The sequence below is a fragment of the Streptomyces sp. DG2A-72 genome (assembly GCF_030499575.1).
Lineage (GTDB): Bacteria > Actinomycetota > Actinomycetes > Streptomycetales > Streptomycetaceae > Streptomyces.
Map to the genome: position 1 here is coordinate 123,342 of NZ_JASTLC010000003.1, position 23,781 is coordinate 147,122.

Here is a 23,781-nt window from a genome sequence, read left to right on the forward strand (position 1 = left end):
ATGCCCCGCTCTCGCCGCTACCAACGCACCGGCAGCGAAGTCGGTCGGCGCAGCAGTATCCCCTGGTCCCAGGGCAGCGACTCCGGATCCACGTCCAGGGCGAGTGCGGGGAAGTCTCGTGCCAGCCTGGTCAGCAACGCACTGATCTCAAGGCGGGCCAGGGCGGCGCCCATGCAGTGGTGCATTCCGTAGCCGAACTGCAGATGCCGCTCTCCGCTGCGCTCGGGGTCGATGATCTCGGGGTGCGGGAAGACGTCGGGATCGCGGTTGGCAGCGAACGCATCGGCGTACACGACGTCGCCCACGTGGACCACCCCGTCGGCCGTCTCCATCTCACGTGTGGCGATGCGCGGAAAGGTCGAGCTGACGCCGAGGGGTATGAGCCGGATCAGTTCCTCCGTCAGCCGCGGCGCCATACCCGGATCCTCCACGAGACGCCGCCACAGGTCGGGGGCACACAGCAGCGTGTACACCGCCTTGGCGAGGACGGAGAGGGTGTTCTGGTCCCCGGCCACGACTGCGGCAAGCAGAATGCCCACCAACTCTTTGTCGGTAAGCGGTGGTTCGGCTTGATCACGCCCGGCGACGAACCGTGCGACGAGACCGTCCGCATCCGTCGGGCGCACACCGGTGACCAGGTCTGTGACGTAGTCGTAGACCTTGACGAAGTGGTCCATCAGCGTGGGCACATCGTCGGCGGACCCCATCTGCACGGTGCGGCCACAGGGCCGGATGGAGTCGATGTACTCCGTCGGCACGCCCAGGAGGCGGCAGTTGACCGTGGCGGGCACCACGTCGAGGACGGTGCGGAAGAGGTCGGGCCGGTCCTCCGCGCGCAACACGGCGAACCGCTCGTCGATCACCGTGTCCATGGTGGGCCGGAGCTTCGCGATCGCGGCCGAGCTGTAGTCGGCCGCCACGACGCTCCGCATCCGTGCGTGGTGCGGGGCGTCGAGGGTGATGAGGAACTCGGGGGCGAGGGCCATCGGCAGGAAGCTGGGCCCGTCGTCGGTGTTGGCCCGAGTGCGGCTGAACGTCGGGTCGGTGAGCACCTTGTGGACATCGGCGTAGCGCGTCAAATGCACCGCTGCGTGGCCGCTGGGCAGGGCGACCCTCGGCAGGCCTCCGCCGGAGGTACCGGCCAACGGCTCATAGGGGAGGGGCGGATCGAGATGCGGAATGTTCTTCACGCTGGTGGTGGAGGTGGGCGCAGCGGTGCTGTCCATGACTTCCTTACGTTCGTCGTGAGGCGTCGCTGACGTCGGCAGCGCTTCTTGTGCACCGGAGCGGCCGGCGGGAGCTGCCGCCGGACCGCATGAACCCTCGTGTCACGCCGACGGGGCCAAGGGCGCAGCACCGCACGGGGCCGGCAGTCCGGTGAGCCGGCCGAGGTCGTGCAGGGCCTGGCAGTTGTCGCGGAAGTGCACGGTGCGCCATCCCTGGGCCCGGGCTGCGTCGCAGTTGACGGCGAGGTCGTCGACGAGCACGCACAGCACGGGATCGACACCCGCGCGTCTCGCCGCCAGCCGGAAGATCTCCGGGTCGGGCTTGCGCAGGCCGACCTTGCAGGAGTCGATGAGGCAGTCGACGTCGCCGCCGGAGGCCACGATGGCCTTCCAGTACGGCTCCCACTCGACGACGTTGTTCGACAGGATCCCCACGCGGAAACCGCTTTCGCGAGCGCGGCGCAGCGCGCCCACCATGGCTGAGTTCGCGGTGACGCCCTCGAACCACTGCTCTCCGAAGGTCTCCAGACGTGCCCGGGACAGGTCGATCCCCGGATACCGGTCCGCCAAGATGCGGCCGAGCGCCCGGCCCCATTCGGCCTCGGTGACCACGGCCAACTCGACGGGCGCCAGGGACGGCATGCCCAGCTCCTCGCCGGCCGCCTTCATCGCTCCCTGGAGCTGTGCGGGCGCAATCCCGGTCTTGCGCTCGTAGTCGGCGTACAACTCCGCCACAGGCGGGGAGAGTACGCCTCCGAAGTCAAACCAGATCATGACCAAGAGCATACTAAAGCTTTACCTAAACATGGCGAATATTCGTTCGGATTCGTCATCGGGCCAGACGGCCAACCAGCGTGTCGCGCAGCCTGGTTGCGTCAGTGCGCTGTGAAGCGAGGTGGCCGGACGCAGGAATTCTCCGACACGCAGCCGCCGATACGCCTCAGTCGATCCCCCGCACCAGCTACGACTCCGCCGTCTCGCCCTCGCCCTCGCCTGCGCCCGCGCGGAGCAGGACGGGGGCCGCTCGGGGGACGTCACGCCATGGGCGGTGCCGGGTGGCGTAGACCTCGTCGATGACGTCGATGACGTCGTACATGCCGGCTCCCTCCGGCCAGTCGAGCCGGGCAGTTTCCGGACCGGCTGGGCCGGCCGCTCGATGATCCGCGCAGCCCGTGTGATCGCCGACTACGACGAGCTGTTCGAGCCGCTGCGCGCCCGGCGCATCCACGGCAGCGGGCACCAGCCGGGCGACCCGGACAAGGCCGCGGCCGCGGTGCCGCGCATCGTGGCGGCCGGCCCGCCGACGCGCCTGCTGTTCGGCACCGACGCGCTTTTGCTCGTCCAGGCCGGACGCGACGCCTTCGAGCGCGACATGCCGGCATGGGCCGAGCTGTCGCCCTCGTAGCCGTTCACGCCGCCCAGCGCCTCCTGGTAACCGGGTGGAGGTTAAAACTCAAGCTCAGAGCCTGCGCCTGTGCAGCAACGACATGCCGCACAGGGCGGGGTCAGGTGGCCTGCGGCCAGGCGCGCAGGAGCGCGGCAATTCTCGCTGCGGTGCACGCGGGTTCCCGCAGGAGGTCGCGCAGGGCAACAGCGTCCTCGTGGTTTGGCTTGACGGGGATGCCGGATGCCTCCAGGTACATCACGCCCGTTGCGGCGGCGACGGCCATGTCGGAGCGCTCCAGCCAGCGGCAGCGGCCGAGGATGTGCACCAGGGCGGCGGCACGGGCGTAGGGGCCGTCGTAGACGGGCTGTTCGAGCACTTCAGCGCGGTGAGCGGCGACTGCGGCCACCGGTACCCCGTAGTCGTCGGGGGCGGGGTCCTGTGCGCCGGCGATCCCGGCGACCTGCAGGATCCAGGGAACGTCGATGTGCAGTTCCATCAGGCGGCGTGCGCTCCCGGGGTGTGCTGGCCTGCGCCTGCGTCTGCGTCTTCGGCTTCGTCGAAGACGGCCTGGTGCTCGTCGAGGAAGCGCCGTGCGGCGTCCATGCCTCGCTGCCGTAGCCCGTCGGCGTCATCCCGTACGAGGGAGGCGATGTAGTCGCCGACGCTCAGGCCGCGGTCCTTGGCACGGGCTCTGGCCAGTTCCGCGATCTCGTCATCGACGCGCGCGCCCAGCTGGGTCTTCGCCATCCCCCGATGGTGACAGCTGTTACCAGGATGCGGGGCGTGCTGAGAAATGGTGACGTACTCGCACTTCCCCCATTGCGATCCCGGATTGACCATCCGTCGATCCAGGCGTCGTCGAGCGCCCGGGCACCCCCCTGGCCCAGGCATCGACGATGGCGTCCCAGGTGCGGATATCCGCATCCGCTCCCGCGCCCTGAAGAAACGCCCGCGCCGCTCAACTGCGCGCCGGGCGGGCCGCCCCCTGGGGTCCGGCATAGCGTTCACTCCCAATTCATTGCAATGAGCGAAGCAGGCGCTGTTGCATTAGATTCAGAACCGTTGCAACGATTTCTCGGCATCTACCTGCATTAATGGTGATTATGAGCAACGATTTCGTTGCCAGATCATTGAATGCAACGTAGCGTTTCTTTCATCAGAAACGACGAGCCGAAGGATCACCCCATGAAGCAGTACGCCACCTCCGCCCCCATCTCCGTCGTCCTCGACATCCCCGCCGGGCACATCCGCCTCGTCGCGGCCGACCGCACCGACACCACCGTCGAGGTCCTGCCCGCCAACGCCGCCAAGAGCCGCGACATCAAGGCGGCCGAGCAGACCGAGGTCAGCTACGGCGACGGCGTCCTGCGGATCGAGACCGCAGCGGCGAAGAACCGGCTCCTGGGACCGTCCGGCTCCCTCGATGTGACCGTCCAGCTGCCCGCCGGCTCCCGCATCGAGGCGAAGGCGGCCGACGCCGAGTTCCGCAGCGCCGGACGCCTCGGCGATGTCACCTTCGAGGGCGCGCAGGGCACCGTCAGGCTCGACGAGACCGCGAGCGCCCGCCTCACCCTGCTCGCCGGCGACATCTTCCTCGGCCGCCTGGGCGGCCCCGCCGAGATCAGCACCCACAAGGGCGACCTGCACATCACCGAGGCCGTCCACGGCACGGTCACGCTCACCACGCAGTCCGGCGACATCACCGTCGGCGCCGCCCGCAAGGCCTCCGCCACCCTCAACGCCCACAGCGCCTACGGCCGCATCGACAACGCACTGCGCAACACCGACGGCGCCGCCGCCGGCCTCACCCTCCACGCCACCACCCAGCACGGCGACATCACCGCCCGCAGCCTGTAAGGCCCCCAAAGCCCCTGACGCCCCGTGAGACAAGGAGCACCCCCATGACGTCGCCACTGGCACACAGGCCCGAGCCGGCGACGCCGGGCGGCCCCGGCCCCATCGCCTCGTTCCTGCGGTTCGTGCTCCTCGGGGGCGGCGTCGGAGTCCTCTCCAGCTTCGCCGTACCGCTGCTGGCCCTGGCCCTGCCCTGGGCGGTCTCGAACGCGGCCATCACCGCCGCCTCCACCCTGCTGTGCACCGAACTCCACGCCCGCTACACCTTCGCCCAGGGGCGCGGCGCCGGCCGGCGGGAGCACTGGCAGTCGGCGGGCTCGGCCGTCGCCGCCTACCTGGCGACCAGCATGGCCGTGTGCGTCCTGCATCTGGTGCAGCCCTCCCCCGGCCTGCTGACCGAGCAGATCGTCTACCTCAGCGCCTCCGGCCTCGCCGGCACAGCCCGCTTCGCCGTCCTGCGCCTGTACGTCTTCGCCGCCCGCCGCGGCCGGGCCGGACGGCGCCTGACGCGGCAGGGGCCGGTGGCCGCGCCCGTCCTCGCGGCGTAGGCCGCGCCTGCTCTCCACCGCCCCGCCCCCGTCGAGGGCGGGGGCGGGGCGTTCGCGACGGCGGGTCCGTGAGGAGGACGGCTCGTGGAGACCGGCTGGAGAAGAGGGCGGGGATACGGGTTCGCACAGCCGCCGGTGACCGGATCCGGTCGTACGAGATCCGCCGTGCGGGATCCGGTCGTACCGGAGCTGCGGGCGCCGCTCTCGGCGGCGCCCGCAGGAAGCGCGCCGCCGGCAGGGCGCGGCCCGCGAAGGCCGACCCGGTCGCGAACCGCCTGTCATCCCCCCGGTGTGCGACGAGACCGTGACAGAAGTCGCCAGGCCGACCGAACCGCCCACGGGCTGCGGCGAGTCGAGAACACCGGCGGCCCCGGCCGTGATCCGGCGTGCGTAGCCGGCCACCCTTGAGCCAGGCCCGGCTCGGGGCCCCGGCGCTGCACGGCTGCGGCAAGGACGCCGACCCGCTGCTCGTGCTCACCGGGGCCGCGTGCGAGTGGTACGGACTCCCGGCGGCGCTTCAGCCCGAGCGGCTCGCCGGGCGCACTGGCATGCAGCAGGTCCGCCCACGCAGGCGGGGACCGCGGGCCGGTGGGCTGCCGGGAGCGTGCGGAGACGATCCGGCAATGCGGGGGCAGCCAGAGCCGGGCGAGGGGTGGTGAGGCTTCCTGCCCAGGGCCTTGTGCCACACGTCTTAAAAGCCGTCCGGCTCCATGAGGCTGCTCCCTCCTCCCCGGGAACGACACGCTGCCCTGGTGTCCATCACCGCCATCTCATCCGGTTTATTGTATTTTCGGTCACTCGCTGTCGTTCTCGTCATGATTATCGAGGCCTGCCCCGCCATGCCCGACAGACAGAACCGGACGCACACGGCGCGCGGCCTTGGCGCCCACACGCTGAGGGGCTGTGCCGCCACCGCAGTCGTGGTGTCGCTCGCCGCCTGTTCCGTGGCCGGCACGCCCTACCGGGCGCAGGCGCCCGTGGCGCGGACGGTTGCACCGGCCCCCGGGCCAGCGGCGCGCGAGAACCTGGGTGCGACTCTCGCGCGGGCGCTCAGGCCGGTCCTGCCGGGCAGCGACAGGCGGCTGGCGGTGGCGGTGCTCGCCCTGGACAGCGCCGACCAGGAGGTCGCGTCGTACGGGCAGGACGCGGCATTCGACACGGCGAGCATCATCAAGGTGGGCATCCTCGCGACGCTGCTGCTCCAGGCGCAGGACGAGGAGCGCGAGCTGACAGCCGCGGAGCGCCGCAGTGCCGAGGCGATGATCCGCACGAGCGACAACGACGCGACGAATGTCCTGTGGCGGGCGATCGGCGAGGCGGAAGGCCTTGACACGGCTGGCGAGAGGCTGGGGCTTTCCTCGACCCGGGGCGGTCCCGGCATGAGATGGGGCCTCACCCAGACGACAGCGACGGACCAGGTCAAGCTGTTGCGCGCGATCTTCGCGCGGGGGCCGGCGGCCCTCGCCCGCCCGCCCGAGGGGCTGAACGAGGCCTCCCGTGCCTGTATCCGGGAGCTGATGGGCTCGATCGCGCAGGACCAGGACTGGGGGGTGTCCGCGGCCGGCTCCCCGGGCTCCCGATGGGCCCTCAAGAACGGCTGGCTGCGGCGGACGACCACCGGCCTGTGGGTCATCAACAGCGTCGGTCAGGTCACGGTGCACGGGCGCCGGTATCTGGTCTCGGTCCTCAGCAGCGGCAACGCGTCAATAAAAAGCGGGATCTCGCTGGTGGAACGGGCGGCGAGAGCGGCGATCGGCGCGGCCAGCGCCCACGTCCGTCCCTGGCCGCAGTGAGCGCTGCGGCGCGATGCCGGGTGCGTGGCGCGTGTCGCCCACCGTGCCCACGCCGGCGCCCGGGATACCGCCCGCCCGGCTCCAGGTGCCTTGAGAGCACTCCTGCAAAGGCCGTGGGCACCGCACCGCCGATGCCCTTCCGGCCCCTGTGCCGCGGCTGCCCGCCACGGGCAGCTCGCTGCGGGCGCCGAGCCGGGCCCTCTCCGCGGTGATCAGCGGCCGCGGCTCATGCCGGTCCCTGCCCCCGGTGGGCGGCCCTGCTCCCGGTGCCGGGAGCAGGGCCGCCCACGTCACACCGCTCGCGATGTCAGCGGCCGGTGCCCCATGCCCCGGCGTTCCGGATCGGCGCCTCCTGGCTGCCGGTGTAGCGCACCCGAACCGATCGCAGCCCTGCACCCGGCGGGACGACCCCTTGCGTCTCGCTGAGCCCCGACACGGCAGGCTTCGGTCCTTGACAGACGTTCGAGGGGCGGTTCAGAACCGTTGTCAACGTCCGACACGCCTCCGGCGCTCCGACGGGGTGACGGCCGCCGGTTCATTCACCGGCCCGGCCTAACCCCTTCGTCAAGTCGCCCGTGCATTCCCACTATTGATGGCTCATCAGGAGGGCTGGGAGGTTCACTGGATTTCCTCGCGTACGGCTGGTTGGCCGCAGTGCGTCACACGTTAGTGATCTCTGAGGGTGCCGTCGGAAAATGCCCTCAGTAGGTTCATTCACAGATCGGCAGCTCAGCCGATTTCCCTGGAAGAAGGAGAAAACTGAGATGCAGACACGTACCGTCGCCCTGATTGCCGGCTCCGCGGCAGCCGTGGCCATGACCGTCACCGGCGTGACCTACGCCTCCGCGGACGCCCCCCAGTCCGCCCCGTCCGTCCGGGAAGCCGTCCGCCCCGCCTCCGCCCCGCTCGGCGGCGACCACGACTGGGACTACGGCAAGAAGGACCACTACGGCAAGAAGGACCACGACGGGTACAAGAAGGACGACGGCGAGATCCAGATCAACGAGCGGACGTACTCTGAGAACCCCGGAGCATGCGTCACCGTGACCACCCCGGTGGGTGGCACCGCCAACATCAGCAACAGTACCGACAGGGTCGTTGAGTTCTTCAACAGCGGCAACTGCTCCGGCCAGCCCCTTGTCACGGTCCTGCCTGGTGACTCCAGGTTCGGACTCTTCTCGTCCGTGACGGGCAGCTTCCGCGTCATCGACCTGTAGTCCCGAGGACACCGCGGCAGCGACCCGATCGTGAACAAGTCCCTGTGGGATACGACAGCCTCGCCCTGTCACATGGAGCCCCGGCCCGCCGTAATCGGGCCGGGGCTCCGGCACAGGGTATCTCCTTCACCCGGAAACACCCGGCTGGGCTCGTTTCCCACTGTGCGCCCACCCCGCAGTGATCGCAAAGGCGCGCGGGCATACAGCTGATCGGCGGCCGGTGACTGCCATTACCCAGGGAATCGGCGCGTCGCGATACAAAAGTGCGATTGACTGACGTCACTGTGGAATCACGACCGGAAGAGCGCGGGAGTGATGGGTGTGCTGTTGACGTTGGTCAGACGACAGAAAAGTCCTGCCGGTACCCAGCAAGTCGACGACACGATCCGGGGCCGGCTCAACGGCAGCGCCGCACGTGCCCGTTACTGGGTGAAACGCACCCCGAGAGAAGCGGTTCATCTGCTGCACAGGGCCCGCCTGTACCACCTCGCCGGCGCCGCACTCAGCATCATCACCGGGCTCCTCGCCTGGCCGGTCATCGCCGACTCCTCCCGCTTCCACGCCCAGGTCGTGGTGTCCACGCTGTCCTGCCTCGCCGCGGCGGCCATCGCCGCGCCCTACGCAACCGGGCTGCACGACCGCGCCGAGGAAACCATCCAGCTCTGCGGAACCTACGGAGCGCTCTACGGTGAACTGCTGCGCGCACAGAGCCAGCTCGGCGCACAGGCCACCACGCAACCGGGTGTCACGGAACTCATCCAGCAGTTCGACGATGTCACCACGCGCAAGGACGCCCTCAGGCTTCCCGCACCGGCCCCGGACCCCGCCGAGGCATCCGGTGAGCATTGCGGAGCAGCCCAGTAAACGGTGTCCGAAGACTGAGCAGGCACCGGCGAGGTCTTGCCGCTCACGGCCGAGGCCCGGGCGCGGTCTCCCCGGCACGCTCCGTCTCATCCGGAGGGGACGGCGGGCGGGGGAATACGAAGTCCTCGAGCATCCCCAGCGCAAGTATCAAAGCCATCATCAGCGCGGGCAGGCACAGAGCGATGAGGGCCACAGCGCCTCCCAGGGGGGTCGGGTGTCGGGCTCTCAACCGGATCTCGCTGAAGTGGCCGCAGGAAGACACGCCAAGACGCGCAGGGGGAGCGGACGTTCCCCTTTTCTTCCGGTTCGTATCTCCTGACGCCGGTGAGGGACGGCCAGGTCACAGCCTCAGTGTGGAGCCGAACGGGGTACCGCGCATGTCGGATGCCCCTTCGTGCAGAGCGGGGGGCCAAGAGCCACAGACATGCCGGTGGCCGGGCGGCGCGCCACCGCCACCAGGAGCAGGCTCGCCAGCACCGCGGCGCCCCGCTCACACCACCTGCCCGGCCTGCCGCCTCCGCCGCTGAACCTCCACTGTCTCTGAGCGCGTGCCGGCACCGATTCCTGCCGCCCGGCCCGGGCGCGGGAAGGCAGAACCCGCCACGGTCAGCCCCCCGGCTGCTACGGCCCCGCCCCACGCCAGAGTCGAAGATGCTTTTCGGATGCGTTCGCGATGCGGTCACCGTGACCGTTCGCCGAACGTTTCCTTCCGGGCCCTCCAGGCCCTCGTCACGCACTTCCGCGAGCAGTAGACGGCATTCGACCGCCGGTCCACCCCCGCCACCCAGCTGTCCCCGCACTCGGGGCAGACAGCCCGGCCGGCACCGCTCAACTCCGCGGCCACCCGCTTGCGCAGACGCCGTTCCCGGCGCCACTGCCTGGCACGACAGGCCGCCGAGCAGTACACGGCATCGGGCCGCGCTTCCGGTCTCAGCCGTTCACCACAGCCCGCACACTCCCGCTCTCCGGCCCGCCAGGCGCCCTCGGACACCACGCCAGCGTAGGACCCAAGGCTGCTCAGAACGGCGGTTCACAAACAGGCACTCACCAGCACCGGCGGGTCCGCCGCCCGCCCGAAGCCGAGGGGGATGTTCCGCGGGAGGCAACTACAGGCCGCACTGCCTGAGTTCACCCGCTCACCAGCCATGGCCGCCCTCACCGCCGATGGCACAAAGGTGCGTCTGGCGCGACGTCGCACCGCGCCGGGAACATGCCGGCAGGTCAGCTCGTTGATCTCAGGCCCCACTGCTGAAGACCGCGAACCGAGGAGTGCCTTGCCCGACACTCGTCGACGGCGACCACCGTGGTGAGCAGCTGCCCGCGGTCGGCGACGGCCTGGGCAGCGGCCACGACCCGCTCGGCGTCCCAGGCCACGACACCGTAGTCGGTGGCGTCCATCGGCATGTCGTCCATCGCGCGGCGCGAGTCGGCAAAGGTCTTGGCCGGCTCCTCGGGGACGGTGCCGCGCCATGACGCGAGGCGGTAGCCAGGATGCGGCCGCCCGGCGATCGCGTTGTTGATCCCGTCGGCGGTGCCGCTGCCCGGCTCGTCCAGCGCAAGCCGGGCATACGTCAGGGTCAGCACCGTGCGAAAGCCCTGTGCGGCAAGGAAGTGATCGCCGGGTGTGCCCGCGTCGGCCTGCGCGACCACCGACCGCCTGTGCGCCTTCCGCGCGGCCGTCACCGCCGTCACCGCCGTCTTGAGGAGCTGCGACCCGACCTGCCTGCGCCGCTGTGCCGGGTGCACATTCAGCTGCAGCTCGGCCGGGTGTTCCTGGCCCTGCCGGGTGAACATCCGCAAGAACGCGGACCCGAGCGGATCACCGTCCTCGCCGCTGGCCAGCCACGCGGGGCGACAGCCGGAAGGGGGTGCGGTCGGGCTCGGTGAGTGCGGTGATGCGGATGGGCACGACAGCTCCGGTGAGGCCAAGGGGTTGTGTACGGCCGCAGTTGACCACGCGGCCGGTTGCCGGGACAGGGAGTGCGGCGGTGCGGAAAGGGGAGTGCGTGGTTTTGTACGTGGGAGCCAGCAACGATTGTCGACGGTTTCGGGTAGCACTTCGCGATCAATCGGTCCGGAAATGTCGATGAGAACTGGCAACGGTCCCGGGGTGCTGGCGGCTCCTGAACCCGCCCGCTGGGAAGCGGTGATCCACCTCGCTGTGACCGACCTGATGGCCCGCCGCCTCACCGGCGAAGCCACCATCTCGTGGCGGCGCGGTATAGCCGGATGAAATACCAATTCCGGGATGAAACATCGGGAGGAAGCAACCTCTGGGAGTGCGCTTGCCCCCGCCACCCTTGTGTGAGCATCGCTCAAATGAAGTCGGGGGCGTGATCGTGCGCCCAGTGGCGGAAGGTGCGAGCGGGAGTTCCCGTTATCTGGTCGAGTGTGAGGTAGGCATGGTCGTCCGGGGCGCTCGTGTCATGGGGTTCATCTGTGATGCCTTCGACGCCGTCGTAGCTTTCGAAGCCGAACAGGAAGTCTGCGTTCGCGGCCGCGAAGCCGCCTTGGGCTCGGTAGAAGCCGCGGGCTTGTTCGGCCGAGACCTCATCGAGCGTGATCTGTTCTCCGATCGCTTCTGCGATCACTGCAACCTGTTCGCGTTTGGTGAGACTGTCCGGTCCAATGATCGTGTCGATCCGTCCGAGGCGGTGTGGGTCGAGCAGGTTGGCCAGGACGACGTCGGCAATGTCGGCCTCATGGATGGGATGCCCGATCTGATCAGGAAAGGGCTCCACAGCTCGGCGATGTGTCTTGATCGCCGGCCCCCATATGAGGAGTGAGTTTGTCGCGAACTCACCGGGACGCACGATGCTCCAATCCAGTCCTGAGTCCATGACGGCCTGCTCGACGACGGCGTTGTACGTGGTGTCGTAGCCGGCCGTTACGGCGGCGGAGGAGACCACGACCACGTGCTTGATGCCCGCCTGCTTTGCGCGAGAGACGACCGCCTCAACGGTCTCAGGGACCGCGATCAGGACGAGTTGCGCGGCACCGTCGAATGCGTGCCTCAGTGTGGACGGGTCGTCCAGGTCGCCGAAGACCACGTCCGCACCAGCCGGGAGTGAGACACGTTGCGGGTGTCGCGACATTCCGCGCACTGTGTGACCGGCGTCAAGCAGCCCTGCGACGACCAGGCGGCCGATCGTCCCAGTGGCCCCGGTGACAATAATGGGAAGGATCTTCTTTAAATGAGACATGGCTTCTCACTATAAGACGTCGACGTATCATTGATGCAATGGACCTCTCCCCTCAACGTGCACGGACCCGTCAGGCGATCCTCGACGCCGCAGCAACGCAGTGGTCTCGCGATCCCACCGTCGGCCTTGGCGACATCGCCGCCGCCGCCGGCGTGGGGCGAGCAACCATTCACCGGTACTTCTCCGACCGTCAGGCCCTTCACACAGCGCTCATCACCGACTCGTGGATGACGCTGCGAGCGGCGATCGAGCATGCCGGCCCCGCCACGGACTCGGCGCTCGAGGTGATCCAACGGATCATCACCGCGATGGTGCACGCTGGTGATCGGATGAGCTTCTTGTTCACCACCACCGAAGGCACGCCTTCTGAGGCTGACGCCGGTATCGCACGAGAGGTCGACGAGCTGATCCTCGCCGAGATCGAACGAGGCCAGCGTGAAGGGGCACTCGACTCGGCAGTTCCCGCGAGGTGGATAGAGTTGATGATCTGGAGCACCGTCTACACAGGCCTGCGAGCCGTCGCCGACGGACTCGTACCACGGCACGGCGTGGACGAACTGATACGCCGAACTCTTCGCCGAGCGGTAAGCGAGCAGCCCAAGTAGCGGCCCGGACCAACCCAGCGTGACTTGTTCGCACCAACTCGGGGACGGCAACCGCGACCGGCCTCAACAGCGACCTGGGGTCGCCGGTCGGCGACATAGGCTCGCACCGTCGGACAGGTCACCGCCTCCGCCCCGTGCTCGTCGACGAGCCGGTCGAAGATCCGCTTGACGGTGTGACGCTGCTTGCGCGGAGCATCTCGTCGATCAGCGGTTTGTAGGCATCCAGGCGGGTCCCGCGCGGCCGCGGCTTCTTCCGCGGCTCCGGCCAGACCGACGCCAACGCGGCCTTGACCGTGCGGAATCCGACTCCGTACTCACGCATCAAGGCCCGGTACGACATCCCTGCCCGGGCGTCGCGGCGGATCGCCGCGTACAAATCGACCTTGGATTTCGGTGGCGCCACCGCAGCCTCATCCCGCAGAGCACGTCCATGCTCCCACCGCAAGCCCCCGGGCGTTGCCAGAACTCACAGACATCGCCCTCCGGCGAAACGAGGCGTTCTCGGCCTCGAGCGACAGGTGGTGTCGGATTCCGACGACAAAACCAAGTGCGCACCCCCAGGGTCCGCGTGGGCGGGGCTCACTTCGGCCAGGCGACTGGCCTCTGCGCGCCGCGTCACGGAATCGGCCGGGCAGGCCCGGCAGCTCAGGCGACGCCGAACCCGGGTCGCCCGACGGGCCGGCCGCGTTCGCACCGGGACCCCCGGCGCGGACGAGGGCGACGAGGCAGGGAGCCTTCACGGCCGGCCACCGCTCGTGGGCGGACTCCACACGCTTGGACACCATCGCGAGGGCCGCGGCCGCGCTGCCGGCGCCCTCGGTGGCCTTGAGCGCGTGGTCGCAGTCCTCGGCGTGGCAGGTCTCCTGCAGGGCCTTCCTCGCCCCGGGGCTGGGCCGACTTCGGAAGACTGTCCAGCACATGTGCGATGTTGTGAGCCAGGCGACAGCCCTTGTCACCATCGGATAGCTAGCAAGGGGACCCGTGCGTTTACGCATGAGGGGAATCGCTTCTCAGGGCTGCTCTGACCTCAACTGTGTGTACGGGTCTGTACTGTTGACCCCGGCCGACTAGATGCGCGTCGTGTGTCTAGTGATCGTCATGACCGTGACGCGGAAGGTTCGCCGGTACTCCGGCGGCGTGTATGACTTGGGGCTCCACGTGGTGTGGTGTCCCAAGTACCGCCGTCGTGTGCTCGGTGGCCGGGTCGCGGTCCGGTTGCGTGAGCTGATCGAGCAGAAGGCGGCCGAGAAGGGCTGGGAGATCATCGCGCTTGAGGTGATGGCGGATCACGTGCACCTGTTCGTCAAGCACGAGCCGAAGGCTTCCGCCTCCTACGTGGCGAACCAGTTCAAGGGCTTCACCTCCCGCGTGCTCCGATCGGAGTTCCCGCACCTCAAGAGCCAGATGCCCACCCTGTGGTCGTCGTTCTTCGTCGCCTCGGTCGGCGCCGTCTCGGCGGACACGGTGGAGGAGTACATCAACACCCAGTGGGAACGCCCCTGGACGAAGAAGCAGAAGGAGGGCAAGGCGTGATACGCGCATACAAGTTCCTCCTTCGCCCCACCACCCGCCAGGCGCAAGCCTTGGGCGAGATGCTTCGGGATCACTGCTCCCTCTACAACGGCGCCCTCCAAGAGCGCCGCGACGCCTGCCGGCACGCCTCGAAGACCTCGGTCAAGTACGGGCAGCAGTCCGCCCAGCTCAAGGAGATCCGTGCCTTCGACCCCGAGCGGCAAGGCCGCTGGTCCTTCTCCAGCCAGCAGGCCACGCTTCGCCGTCTGGACAAGGCATTCGCCGCCTTCTTCCGGCGCGTGAAGGCCGGGGAGAAGCCCGGATACCCCAGGTTCCGGGGCGTCAACTGGTTCGACACCGTGGAGTTCCCGAAGGACGGCGACGGCTGCCGCTGGGACTCCACTCCACACGACCCCGTCACCCGTGTCCGCCTGCAAGACGTCGGACACGTCCGCGTGCACCAGCACCGCCCCGTGAAGGGCCGCGTCAAGACCGTCAGTATCAAGCGCGAGGGCAACCAGTGGTACGTAGTCCTCGCCTGTGACAACGTGGCCGCCGAACCGCTCCCGGCCACGGGCGCGGTGACCGGCGTCGACATGGGCGTCACGCACTTCCTCACCACGTCCGAGGGCGCTCACGTCGAGAACCCGAGACATGGCAAGCGCAACGCCGAAGCCCTCGCAGATGCTCAGCGGGCGCTCAAGGCGTTCCCGCGCCGGAAGCGGGAGAACCGCTCTGCGAAGCACCGGCGAGCCGTGGAGAAGGTTGCCGAGCTGCACCGCAAGGTGCGCCGTCAGCGCACCGACCACGCGCACAAAGCCGCGCTCGCCCTGGTCCGCGACTACGACCAGCTCGCGCATGAGCGGCTGAACATCGCGAACATGGTTCGCACCCCCAAACCGAAGCCCGACCCCGAGACCCCCGGCGCGTTCCTGCCGAACGGCGCCGCCTCGAAGGCCGGACTCAACCGCAGTATTCTTGACGCGGGTTGGGGGGTGTTCCTGGGAATCCTCACGCAGAAGGCTGAAAGCGCCGCTCGTGTTCTGCTCCCGGTGGACCCCCGCAACACCTCGCGCACCTGCCCGCAGTGCGGGCACGTGGACGGCGAGAACCGCGACGGCGAAAAGTTCCAGTGCACCGCCTGTGACCACCGCAACCACGCGGACCGGGTAGGCGCCTGGAACGTCGCACTCAGGGCCGGGCTGGTCCTTCCTGACGTGGCCTGAGCCACCGACAGGAGAAGCCCTCCGGATTCATCCGAGGGGAGGAGTCACGATGGTCACCAACTCGGCGATACGGGCGTCGGTTTCGGCCTCCAGAGGGCGGTCGGCATCCGCCTCGCGCTCCCGGGCAGTCTCACCGACCAGTGACGAGACGTATCGTCTTGTCAAATCCTCTGTCGTGCCGTACGGTCTTCCGCATGGGTTCCCTGTGAGAAAGCCGGCGCCGATCGCGTAGAGCAGCGCTCCGCCATCGCCGCGCCCCGCCGTGCCCTCTCATCCACCCGATCCGGCCCGGGCCGAAGCTCCGGCCAGGAGGGACCCGCGCATGCGCACCTCACAGCTCGCCCTTGACCACGTCACCAAGCGCTACCCCGGCCGCACCGTCCTCGACCAGGTCTCCTTCACCCTCAAGCCGGGCGAGAAGGCCGGCCTCATCGGCGACAACGGTTCCGGCAAGTCCACCCTCCTGCGCCTCATCGCCGGCCGGGAGTCCCCGGACAGCGGCGAGTTGACCGTGTCCGCCGCCGACGGCATCGGCTACCTGCCGCAGACCATCCCCCTGCCCCCGACCGCCACCGTCCAGGACGCCGTCGACCTGGCCCTCGCGGACCTGCGCGCACTGCAGGCGCAGCTGCGCCGGGCCGAACAAGGGCTCGGCAACGGATCGGACCCGGCGGCACTGGCCGCGTACGCCGCCCTCCTCGAGCGGTACGAGGCGCGCGGCGGCTACGACGCCGACCACCGCGTCGACCTGGCCCTGCACCATCTCGGCCTGCCCGCCCTCCCCCGCGACCGGCGCCTGGGCACCCTCTCGGGCGGCGAACGCTCCCGGCTGGCCCTGGCCGCCGTCCTCGCCGGCCGCCCGGAGCTGCTGCTCCTGGACGAGCCGACGAACGACCTGGACGACCAGGCCGTGTCGTGGCTGGAGGAGCAGCTGCGGGCCCACCGCGGCACGGTGCTCGCGGTCACCCACGACCGCGTCTTCCTTCAGCGCCTGACCTCCACGATCCTGGAGGCCGAGGCGGGCAAGGTCACCCGGTACGGAGACGGCTACGCCGGCTACCGCACCGCCAAGGCCGCCGAGCGCCGCAGCCGGCTCCAGCAGTACGAGCAGTGGCGGGCCGAACTGGCCCGCAACGAGCGGCTGGCCGCCGGCCATGCGGCCCGCCTCGACGGCATCCCCCGCAAGGCGCCGCTGGCCAACTTCGGCCACGGCGGCTTCCGGGCCCGCGGCCGGGCGCACGGCGCGATGGCCCGTATCCGCAACGCCCGCGAACGGGCCGGCCGGCTGACCGCGAACCCGGTGGCGCCGCCGCCGGAGCCGCTGGCCTTCACCGCGCAGGTCGAAACCGCCGGGGACGGCGCGGATGCGCCGGCGGCGGAACTCCCCTGCGTCCAGCTGTCCGACGTACGCGTAGCAGACCGCCTCCACCTGGACTCCCTCACCCTCCACCGCTCCGGCCGGCTCCTGGTCACCGGCCCCAACGGTGCCGGCAAGACCACGCTGCTCAAGCTGCTCGCCGGTGAGCTGCGGCCCGACGAGGGAACGGTGCGGGTGCCGGGCCGGGTGGGCCATCTGCACCAGGACGACACGCCCTGGCCGCCGGACCTGACGGTGGCGGAGGCGTTCGCGCTGGGCCGCACGGGCTCGGCCGACGAGCACACGGACGCCCTGCTGGCCCTCGGCCTCTTCCGCCCGGCGGAGCTGAGGCTGCGCATCGGCGAACTGTCCTACGGCCAGCGCCGCCGCGTGGACCTGGCCCGGCTGGTCGCCGACCCCGCAGACCTCCTGCTCCTCGACGAGCCGACGAACCACCTGTCCCCTGCCCTGATCGAGGAACTGGAGGCAGCACTGGCCCACTACCCGGGCGCGGTCATCCTGGTCACCCACGACCGCGCCCTGCGGAGCCGCTTTCGCGGCGGGCATCTCGCTCTGCCGAAGACGGCCAGGGTCACGGTGGGATGACGGGCCGGGCGGCGGGGCGGCCCGGCACCGGGCGGTGACGGCAGCGCCGCCGTCCCACCGGGCCACCGCCTGCCGCGCTCACGCCCTTCTGGACTCGTCCTTCGGAACGCGGACGGCCCGGCCCGCTCAACGCGCTCGCCCTTCTTCTCGCTCGGCGAGCTGTCCGCGTTCGAAGCGGGCGTCAAGGATCGTCGGCTGGATTTCGGTGTGCTCGGCTGCCGCATGGGGGCATGTGGCGGCTCAGCGGGCCTGGTTCGCCTCGCGGATGATCGCGTAGGCCTCGGCCACGGGATCCGGGCGCCCGGGCTCGCCGGGGTTGACGACGAAGTGGATTTCCTTGATCTGTCCTTCGAAGACGTCGAGTGCCAGGGCGTTGAGGATCTTGCCGTTCCGGTCGCGGAAGACCGAAGCAGGCCGGCCGTTGACCAGGCGCTCTTCCAGTGTGACGCCGACGTGCAGCAGCGGGGGGACGATCGCCGCGAGCAGCCGGGCCACGTTCTGGGCGCCGGCTATGTGGGCGGGCCAGGGCAGCGGCTCGCGACCACCGTCGCTGGCCAGGGCGATGGCGGCGACGAGCTGGCGGCACGCCGCCTGCGAGCACCCTACGGCCGATGCGATCTCGCAGATGCTGCACCCGAACGCCTCCCGCAGCACGAAGACCGCGCGCTCGAGCGGGGAGAGCCGCTCAAGCACCAGCAGGGCCGCCGTCAGCAACGAGTCGGCCAACTCCACCGGCCGCTCGGGGTCCTGGTGGAAGCCGCCCAGCAGCGGCTCGGCGGGCCATGGCCCGCCATGCTCCTCCCGCCGCAGGTGGGCCGACCGCAGGGCATCGGTACAGATCCGGGTGACCTCGGCCGCGAGATGGCCCCCGGTCGACGCGGGCCGCACAGGGGTGGCGGCCCAGTGCAGCCAGGTCGCCCGGACCGCGTCGTCCGCCCCGCTCACACTGCCCAATATCCGGTGGGCGATCGCGAACAGCAGCGGCCGCAGTTCCTCGAATTCCTCGGTCCTGGTCACACCGGCTCCTCCTTGAAACTCCTGCGGGCTGCCGCTCGCTGATGGCCGCGGTCATCCGGTGCAGGCCGGCCGCACGAAAAGGGGGCACCGCCGCCGCCCGGACATCGCGCCCGCCCCGGGAGGCGGTCCGGAGGGCCGTCACACGCACAGCGGAGGCAGCCGGGAACGGAGCGTTGCGGCTGCCGCCCCCTGGTGCTCACAGGAGGGCGTGCCCGCCGTCGGGGGATGAGACCGGCGGGCACGCCCAGGGGGGACTTGCGGGCTCCACCCTAAAAGCGGCAGGCCGGCAAGTCCCGTACGTGCTGCGGAACTTCGAGCTCAGCTGCGGCACGGTTCCAGGCCGAGCGGCCGCCTGCCCGGGTGAGCCCCGGGTGAGCAGGGTGTGCGGGCACGCCGGGCCGGCTCCGTGCGGGGTCAGTGGCTGCGTGGGGCGACCAGGCCTGATTCGTAGGCGTGGGCCACGAGTTGGGTACGGCCGCGGGCGCGGAGTTTGGACTTGGCCCGCTCGATATGGGACTTCGCGGTCAGCGGGCTGATCACCATACGGTCGGCGATCTGGCGGGTGGAAAGCCCCTGCGCGACCAGGGTGACGGCCTCGCGTTCCCGCCCGGTCAGCTCTGCCAGGCCGGTTGCGGCGGGGATGCGGTGCGGCTGGGCGAAGAGCCGGTTGATCACTGTGCGGGTGACGCAGGGGGCGAGCAGGGCGTCGCCGCGTGCGATGACGCGTACGGCGTGCAAGAGGTCGTCGGGCGCGATGTCCTTGACGAGGAATCCGGCGGCGCCGGCGCTCAGCGCGTCGAAGACGTCATCGTCGAGGCCGTAGCCGGTCAGGATGACGACACGGACCCGGGCCAGGGCCGGGTCGGCGGCGATGCGGCGGGCCGCCTCGATGCCGTCGAGGACGGGCATCTGGATGTCGGTGAGGACGATGTCGGGCAGGTGCCTGCGTGCGAGGTCCAGGGTCTGCTGCCCGTGGGTGGCCTCGGCCACCACCTCGATGTCGTCCTCGGCGTCCAGGAGCGCGCCCAATCCGCTGCGCAGGAGCGGCTGGTCGTCGGCGAGCAGGACGCGGATCATGCCGCGCAGTCCAGAGGCAGTCGGGCCCCGAGCAGTTCGGCCTGCAGGCCGGTGATGCGCCCGCCCGCACACCGAAGGCCGCAGCGGGCTGTCTTTGGCCGCTGCTCGAGGTCATGCCGGGTGCGTCTGAGTTCCTGCCCGGCCTCTTGCGCGCGCCCGGTCGCTTCGAGCAGGCCGGGCCGCTGCTCTTCGGCGTCGTGATGGCCGTGGCTGCCTGCGACCGCGTCCGTCACCCGTGCGCGGGTGCCGCTGTCCTGGTGGAGGAACGCGGCGGACACAGCCCGTTCGGCGATCGCCCCGAGGCTCAGCCGGTCGTGTTCGCGGCGGAGTCGACTGACCGTCGTCCCGGCCCGGGAGGCCGTCTGGGCCTGTCGTCCACGGGCAGCGCTCTGCGCCGCGGGGGCACTGGTCGTCATGCTGCTTCACCTTCCGTCGTTGATGTGGCCGGCTCCTGGGCCCTCGGTGCGGTGGCCGGCTCCGACGCACTTGCGGCGGGCCGCCGGACGGGGTGTGGTGCGCAGTGGTGCCGGGGTCAGACGGCGCCGGGGGCGTGTGCCGCCGGACCGCGGGGAGCGCTGGGGCGGGTCACCCAGCGGATCGTGTGGACCTGGCCGTCGAGGAGGTCGAACGCCAGGGCGCTGAGGATCGTGCCGTGGCGGTCGCGGAAGACCGCGCCGGGGCCGTGGTGCACCTGCTGCGGCTCCATGGTGACGCCGATACGGACCAGCGCGGGGGCCATCGCGGCCAGCACCCGGGCCACATGATCCGCGCCGACGATGAGCCGCGGCCAGCGCAGAGCCCTGCCGCCGCCCGCCCGCGACACGGCGGCGGCGAGCTGGTCGCAGGCCGCCTCCGAGCACCCCACGACCGATGCGATCTGCGACAGGTCGCACCCGAAGACTTCCCGCAGGACGAAGACCGCCCGCTCGAGCGGGGACAGACGTTCCAGCAGCAGCACGGCCATCGCCGACAGCGACTGGGCCGGCTCCACCGGCTGATCCGGGTCCTGGCCGGCGCCGCTCATCAGCGGCTCGAACGGCCGCGGCCCGGCGTACGTGTCTGGCTGGACGCGGGCCGAGCGCAGCAAACCGGCCGAGATCCGGGTGACCTCGGCCGACAGGAACGCCTTGCCCGGCACGGGCGGCGTGAGGGCGGCCTCGTAACGCAGCCAGGCCTCGTGCACCGCGTCCTCGGCCGCGGCCCGGCTGCCCAGGAACCGATGGGCGATCGAGAACAGCAGGGGCCGCAGCTCCTTGAACTCCTCGTTCCGGCTCACACACGCCCCTCCTCGAATCCAGGCCGCCGCGACGGACACCGCACCACCCGGCGAGGATCCGCTCCGCCGTGCACGCTGCCCCGGCCGCCACTCCCCCGCCCACGCATGCACCGGCCGGCCACGGCTTCGCGCGGCCGCGTGCGGGAGCGAGGCTCGACAGGACGGGAACTCCGGCACGGGCAGACAACGACGCCCGCCCGTCTCCCGGAGGGGGTGCGGGGCGAGCGGGCGCAGCATCGTGCACAACCACCCTAGGATCGGCGCCACATCCCGTCCCGCAGCTACTACGGAACCTTGAGTTCCCTAGTAGCGGAACTCGAGTTCACGCCGCCGCAGCGATGTTCTGCGCGCCCTGCTGCCCGTGCCAAGGCGTTTGGTCTTCACCACGCTCGGCGCGCCGCCGGCGGCCTGTTCGTCCGCGTCCTCAACGCCCCCGTCGACGCGGCGTGGCTCGGCCGTGCGGGAGTCGGCGAAAGACGGCGGGCGGCTTGCGAGGGGAGAGCGGCCCGCACACACCAGGCCGTCAGGCGCAAGCGCGCCGGCGGCAGGTGTCCCGGCCCGAGTCCTGCGCGGCAACCGGCTCGGCGATGACGCCTGCTTCCTCAAGGCCGCGAGCAGGCCTGCGCAGAGATCGCTCTCCGCATCCGCGGAGAGCGCGCATGACGCGGCGAAGACGCCTCTCACCACTGGCCGATGGCCAGCGCGTCTGCTTCGTGCTGCCGCCACCTCCCGGTGAGGCGGGCGAGCCGTTCCGCGGCGGCGAAGCCGTGCAGCGCCGCCACCTTGCCGTCGCTGATCTCGACCGCCACGGCGCCCACGATCCGGTCCCCGAGCACGGCGAGCACGGCGGGCCAGCCGTTGACCTGCCCGAGGTGGATCGTGGGCGAGCCGCCGGCCAGGCGCCGCTTCGCGGGAGTGGGTTTGAAGGCGGACCGCATCACGGTGGCGACACGCTCGGGGCTCTCGTAGCGCCACAGCGTCCTGGACAGGCCCGCGCCGTCGGAAACCGCGGTCGCGTCGTCGGTGAGGAGCGCCACCAGACGTTCGGTACGCCCCGAGGACGCGGCGGCAAGGAACTCCTCGAGGACCTTGCGCGCGGACGCCGGGTCGGCCTCACCGCCGCCGCGGCGCGCGGCGGCGACCCGGCGCCGGGCCCGGTGGACGTACTGCTGGCTCGCGGACTGCGAGATGTCGAGGATCTGGGCGATCTCGCCGTGGGGACAGGAGAACGCCTCGCGCAGGACGTAGACGGCCCGTTCCACCGGGGAGAGCCGCTCCATCAGCATCAGGACGGCGAGCGACACCGATTCACGCTGCTCGAAGGTGTCGGCCGGGCCGAGCATCGGATCGCCGTCGAGAAGCGGCTCGGGCATCCAGGCGCCGGCCGCGCGTTCCCGGCGCACCGGCGCCGAACGGAGCCGGTCCAGGCACAGGTTGGTGACGACTTTGGTCAGCCACGCCTCCGGCACCTCGATCCGTTCCCGGTCGGCGGCGTGCCAGCGCAGGTACGCGTCCTGCACGATGTCCTCGGCGTCGGCGGCCGAGCCGAGCAGACGGTACGCGAGCGAGGCCAGCCGCGGCCGGCCGGCCTCGAAGCGGTCAGCGACGGCGCTGTCCATGCGGACGGCCTTATGCGGCAGCATTCCCGGGCGCGGCGGCAGCGGCCCTGGTGCCGGCGGCCGTCGTGGCGGCGGTCAGGCGGCGCTTGCGCTTGGGCATGCCGAAGGTCGGGTGCGAGACGCCCCACAGGCTGGCCTTGAGGACGCCCGTCTTGAACCGCGCGGCCTTGCGGCCGCCCACGAACCAGGACTTCGCCCGTACGTCGCCGTCGACCAGCTGGAAGATCGCGTCGTGCCGTCCGAGGCTGATGTGGTTGCCGATGTAGGTCTTCTTGACGCTCGGAACCCGGCGTCCGGTCAGCCGTGCCACGATCGCGTCCGTCGCCTGCATGTTGGTGTGTCCCGCCGAGGCGCAGGACATCGGCAGCGGCCGGCCGTTCGCGCCGATCGCGTACGCGCTGTCGCCCGCGGCGTAGACGTCCGGGTGCGACAGCGAGCGCATGGTGTCGTCGACGACGATCCGGCCGTCCTCGGTGACCTTGAGACCGGCGGCGGCCGCGATGGGGTCGACGGCGAACCCGGCCGTCCACACGGTCGCGTCGGCCGGGAAGGAGGTGCCGTCGCCGCCGACCGCGTACCTCGCCTGGACGGCTTCGATGGTGGTGTGCTCGTGGACGGTGATGCCCAGCCGGTCGAAGGCTTCCCGCAGGTGGCGCCGGGCCCCCGGGCACAGCCAGGCTCCCAGCTCAGCACGGGCGGCGAGCGCCACGCAAAGACCGGGACGCGACTCGGCGATCTCGGTGGCGGTCTCGATGCCGGTCAGGCCCTCGCCGACGACCAGCACGGTGCCGCCCTGGCCCAGACTGTCCAGGCGTGCGCGCAGCCGCAGCGCGGAGGGCCGTCCCGCGACGTCGAAGGCGTGCTCGGCCACACCGGGGACACCGTGGTCGGCGACCCGGCTGCCGAGCGTGTACAGCAGCGTGTCGTACCCGAGCTCACCGTCACCGTCCTCGCCGGCCACGGCGACGGTCCTGCGCTGCGGGTCCACCGCGGTCACGCGCGCCACGCGCAGCCGTACCCCGGTGCCCGCGAACACGTCGGCGAGCCGCACGGCCGCAAGGTCCCGGCCGGCCGCGAGCTGGTGGTTGCGCATCCGCTCGACGAAGACCGGCTCGGCGTTGACGACGGTGATCTCGGTGTCGGCGGGCGAGAGGCGGCGGGCCAGGCTCCCGGCGGCGAAGGCCCCGGCGTAGCCGGCGCCGAGGACGAGGATGCGGTGCTTCATGGTGTGGCTCCTGTCTGAATCGCTTGCCCCTTGAGCGGGACAGCGCAGCGATTCCTGACAGAAGCCGGGTGTGAGGTGGGTCACGCCGGGCCGGTGCGGGTGGCTCCCCGCGGGCGCGCCCAGCCGTCCGGAAACAGGGGGCGGCATCACCCGCACGTTGCAGCGGACA

General features: G+C 70.6%; 25 protein-coding genes and 1 pseudogene. 12 read left to right on the forward strand and 14 right to left on the reverse strand.

What is annotated here, in order from left to right; all coding sequences use genetic code 11:
* Positions 1-17: 17 nt before the first annotated feature.
* The 3 genes from QQY66_RS49750 to QQY66_RS49760 form a co-directional block, all read right to left on the reverse strand.
* Positions 18-1,226 carry a cytochrome P450 gene (locus QQY66_RS49750; protein WP_301987952.1) on the reverse strand — a complete coding sequence of 403 codons (1,209 nt, stop codon included), beginning with the start codon at positions 1,224-1,226 and terminating at the stop codon, positions 18-20.
* 102 nt (positions 1,227-1,328) lie between these two features.
* The gene (locus QQY66_RS49755) at positions 1,329-2,000 is read right to left on the reverse strand and encodes an HAD family phosphatase (protein WP_301987953.1); all 672 of its coding nucleotides are present in this window, start codon (positions 1,998-2,000) and stop codon (positions 1,329-1,331) included.
* Between the two features lie 187 nt (positions 2,001-2,187).
* Entirely contained in the window at positions 2,188-2,322 is a 135-nt protein-coding gene (locus QQY66_RS49760) for a hypothetical protein (RefSeq protein WP_301987954.1), read from the reverse strand.
* A gap of 78 nt (positions 2,323-2,400) precedes the next feature.
* Between QQY66_RS49760 and QQY66_RS49765 the strand changes: the two genes are divergently transcribed.
* Positions 2,401-2,631 (forward strand): hypothetical protein, encoded by a 231-nt coding sequence (locus QQY66_RS49765; protein WP_301987955.1) that lies wholly within the window; start codon positions 2,401-2,403, stop codon positions 2,629-2,631.
* A gap of 100 nt (positions 2,632-2,731) precedes the next feature.
* Here the strand turns inward: QQY66_RS49765 and QQY66_RS49770 are convergent, their stop codons facing one another.
* Positions 2,732-3,109 carry a fic family toxin-antitoxin system, toxin component gene (locus QQY66_RS49770; RefSeq protein WP_301987956.1) on the reverse strand — a complete coding sequence of 126 codons (378 nt, stop codon included), beginning with the start codon at positions 3,107-3,109 and terminating at the stop codon, positions 2,732-2,734.
* Positions 3,109-3,360 carry a hypothetical protein gene (locus QQY66_RS49775; protein WP_301987957.1) on the reverse strand — a complete coding sequence of 84 codons (252 nt, stop codon included), beginning with the start codon at positions 3,358-3,360 and terminating at the stop codon, positions 3,109-3,111. The genes QQY66_RS49770 and QQY66_RS49775 overlap by 1 nt, the downstream gene beginning before the upstream one ends.
* Positions 3,361-3,798: 438 nt before the next feature.
* Here QQY66_RS49775 and QQY66_RS49780 point away from each other — a divergent pair, with 438 nt between their 5' ends.
* The 6 genes from QQY66_RS49780 (at position 3,799) to QQY66_RS49805 (ending at position 8,889) form a co-directional block, all read left to right on the forward strand.
* A complete protein-coding gene (locus QQY66_RS49780; RefSeq protein ID WP_301987958.1) occupies positions 3,799-4,470 on the forward strand; it encodes a DUF4097 family beta strand repeat-containing protein in 672 nt (223 codons plus the stop codon).
* Positions 4,471-4,514: 44 nt separating this feature from the next.
* Positions 4,515-5,015, forward strand: a complete 501-nt coding sequence (locus QQY66_RS49785) for a hypothetical protein (protein ID WP_301987959.1) — start codon at positions 4,515-4,517, stop codon at positions 5,013-5,015.
* Positions 5,016-5,419: 404 nt separating this feature from the next.
* A complete protein-coding gene (locus tag QQY66_RS49790) occupies positions 5,420-5,674 on the forward strand; it encodes a hypothetical protein (protein ID WP_301988024.1) in 255 nt (84 codons plus the stop codon).
* 180 nt (positions 5,675-5,854) lie between these two features.
* Positions 5,855-6,808 carry a serine hydrolase gene (locus QQY66_RS49795; RefSeq protein WP_301987960.1) on the forward strand — a complete coding sequence of 318 codons (954 nt, stop codon included), beginning with the start codon at positions 5,855-5,857 and terminating at the stop codon, positions 6,806-6,808.
* Positions 6,809-7,572: 764 nt separating this feature from the next.
* A complete protein-coding gene (locus tag QQY66_RS49800; RefSeq protein WP_301987961.1) occupies positions 7,573-8,025 on the forward strand; it encodes a hypothetical protein in 453 nt (150 codons plus the stop codon).
* A 429-nt stretch (positions 8,026-8,454) separates the two neighbouring features.
* The gene (locus tag QQY66_RS49805; RefSeq protein ID WP_301987962.1) at positions 8,455-8,889 is read left to right on the forward strand and encodes a hypothetical protein; all 435 of its coding nucleotides are present in this window, start codon (positions 8,455-8,457) and stop codon (positions 8,887-8,889) included.
* A gap of 1,221 nt (positions 8,890-10,110) precedes the next feature.
* Here QQY66_RS49805 and QQY66_RS49810 read toward each other — a convergent pair.
* Complete coding sequence (locus QQY66_RS49810) at positions 10,111-10,683, reverse strand: hypothetical protein (protein ID WP_367667110.1); 573 nt, start codon at positions 10,681-10,683, stop codon at positions 10,111-10,113.
* 292 nt (positions 10,684-10,975) lie between these two features.
* On the opposite strand from QQY66_RS49810, the gene QQY66_RS49815 reads away from it, so the two are divergent.
* A complete protein-coding gene (locus QQY66_RS49815; RefSeq protein ID WP_301987963.1) occupies positions 10,976-11,122 on the forward strand; it encodes a hypothetical protein in 147 nt (48 codons plus the stop codon).
* Positions 11,123-11,204: 82 nt separating this feature from the next.
* Here QQY66_RS49815 and QQY66_RS49820 read toward each other — a convergent pair whose 3' ends face one another.
* Positions 11,205-12,092: an SDR family oxidoreductase gene (locus tag QQY66_RS49820; protein ID WP_301987964.1), complete on the reverse strand. Its 888-nt coding sequence runs from the start codon at positions 12,090-12,092 to the stop codon at positions 11,205-11,207.
* A gap of 38 nt (positions 12,093-12,130) precedes the next feature.
* Here QQY66_RS49820 and QQY66_RS49825 point away from each other — a divergent pair, with 38 nt between their 5' ends.
* Complete coding sequence (locus QQY66_RS49825) at positions 12,131-12,697, forward strand: TetR/AcrR family transcriptional regulator (protein WP_301987965.1); 567 nt, start codon at positions 12,131-12,133, stop codon at positions 12,695-12,697.
* 701 nt (positions 12,698-13,398) lie between these two features.
* Here QQY66_RS49825 and QQY66_RS49830 read toward each other — a convergent pair.
* Positions 13,399-13,524 (reverse strand): annotated as a pseudogene (locus QQY66_RS49830) (IS256 family transposase); the annotation flags it as partial.
* 271 nt (positions 13,525-13,795) lie between these two features.
* Between QQY66_RS49830 and tnpA the strand changes: the two are divergent.
* From tnpA to QQY66_RS49845, 3 genes are all read left to right on the forward strand, one after another.
* Positions 13,796-14,230, forward strand: coding sequence for an IS200/IS605 family transposase (gene tnpA, locus QQY66_RS49835; RefSeq protein WP_301987966.1), 435 nt, complete (start codon positions 13,796-13,798; stop codon positions 14,228-14,230).
* Positions 14,227-15,435, forward strand: coding sequence for a transposase (locus QQY66_RS49840; protein WP_301987967.1), 1,209 nt, complete (start codon positions 14,227-14,229; stop codon positions 15,433-15,435). Before tnpA ends, QQY66_RS49840 begins: the two co-directional genes overlap by 4 nt.
* A gap of 322 nt (positions 15,436-15,757) precedes the next feature.
* Entirely contained in the window at positions 15,758-17,398 is a 1,641-nt protein-coding gene (locus QQY66_RS49845; RefSeq protein WP_301987968.1) for a TlrC/CarA/OleB/SrmB family ABC-F type ribosomal protection protein, read from the forward strand.
* 240 nt (positions 17,399-17,638) lie between these two features.
* Here the strand turns inward: QQY66_RS49845 and QQY66_RS49850 are convergent, their stop codons facing one another.
* The 6 genes from QQY66_RS49850 to QQY66_RS49875 form a co-directional block, all read right to left on the reverse strand.
* On the reverse strand, positions 17,639-18,415 hold the full coding sequence (locus tag QQY66_RS49850) for a sigma factor-like helix-turn-helix DNA-binding protein (protein WP_301987969.1): 777 nt from the start codon (positions 18,413-18,415) through the stop codon (positions 17,639-17,641).
* Positions 18,416-18,829: 414 nt separating this feature from the next.
* Positions 18,830-19,492, reverse strand: a complete 663-nt coding sequence (locus tag QQY66_RS49855) for a response regulator transcription factor (RefSeq protein WP_301987970.1) — start codon at positions 19,490-19,492, stop codon at positions 18,830-18,832.
* On the reverse strand, positions 19,489-19,908 hold the full coding sequence (locus QQY66_RS49860; RefSeq protein WP_301987971.1) for a hypothetical protein: 420 nt from the start codon (positions 19,906-19,908) through the stop codon (positions 19,489-19,491). Before QQY66_RS49860 ends, QQY66_RS49855 begins: the two co-directional genes overlap by 4 nt.
* Positions 19,909-20,024: 116 nt before the next feature.
* Positions 20,025-20,768, reverse strand: coding sequence for a sigma factor-like helix-turn-helix DNA-binding protein (locus QQY66_RS49865; protein ID WP_301987972.1), 744 nt, complete (start codon positions 20,766-20,768; stop codon positions 20,025-20,027).
* A 680-nt stretch (positions 20,769-21,448) separates the two neighbouring features.
* Positions 21,449-22,387 (reverse strand): sigma-70 family RNA polymerase sigma factor, encoded by a 939-nt coding sequence (locus QQY66_RS49870; protein ID WP_301987973.1) that lies wholly within the window; start codon positions 22,385-22,387, stop codon positions 21,449-21,451.
* A 10-nt stretch (positions 22,388-22,397) separates the two neighbouring features.
* Positions 22,398-23,612, reverse strand: a complete 1,215-nt coding sequence (locus QQY66_RS49875; RefSeq protein ID WP_301987974.1) for an NAD(P)/FAD-dependent oxidoreductase — start codon at positions 23,610-23,612, stop codon at positions 22,398-22,400.
* Positions 23,613-23,781: the final 169 nt, after the last annotated feature.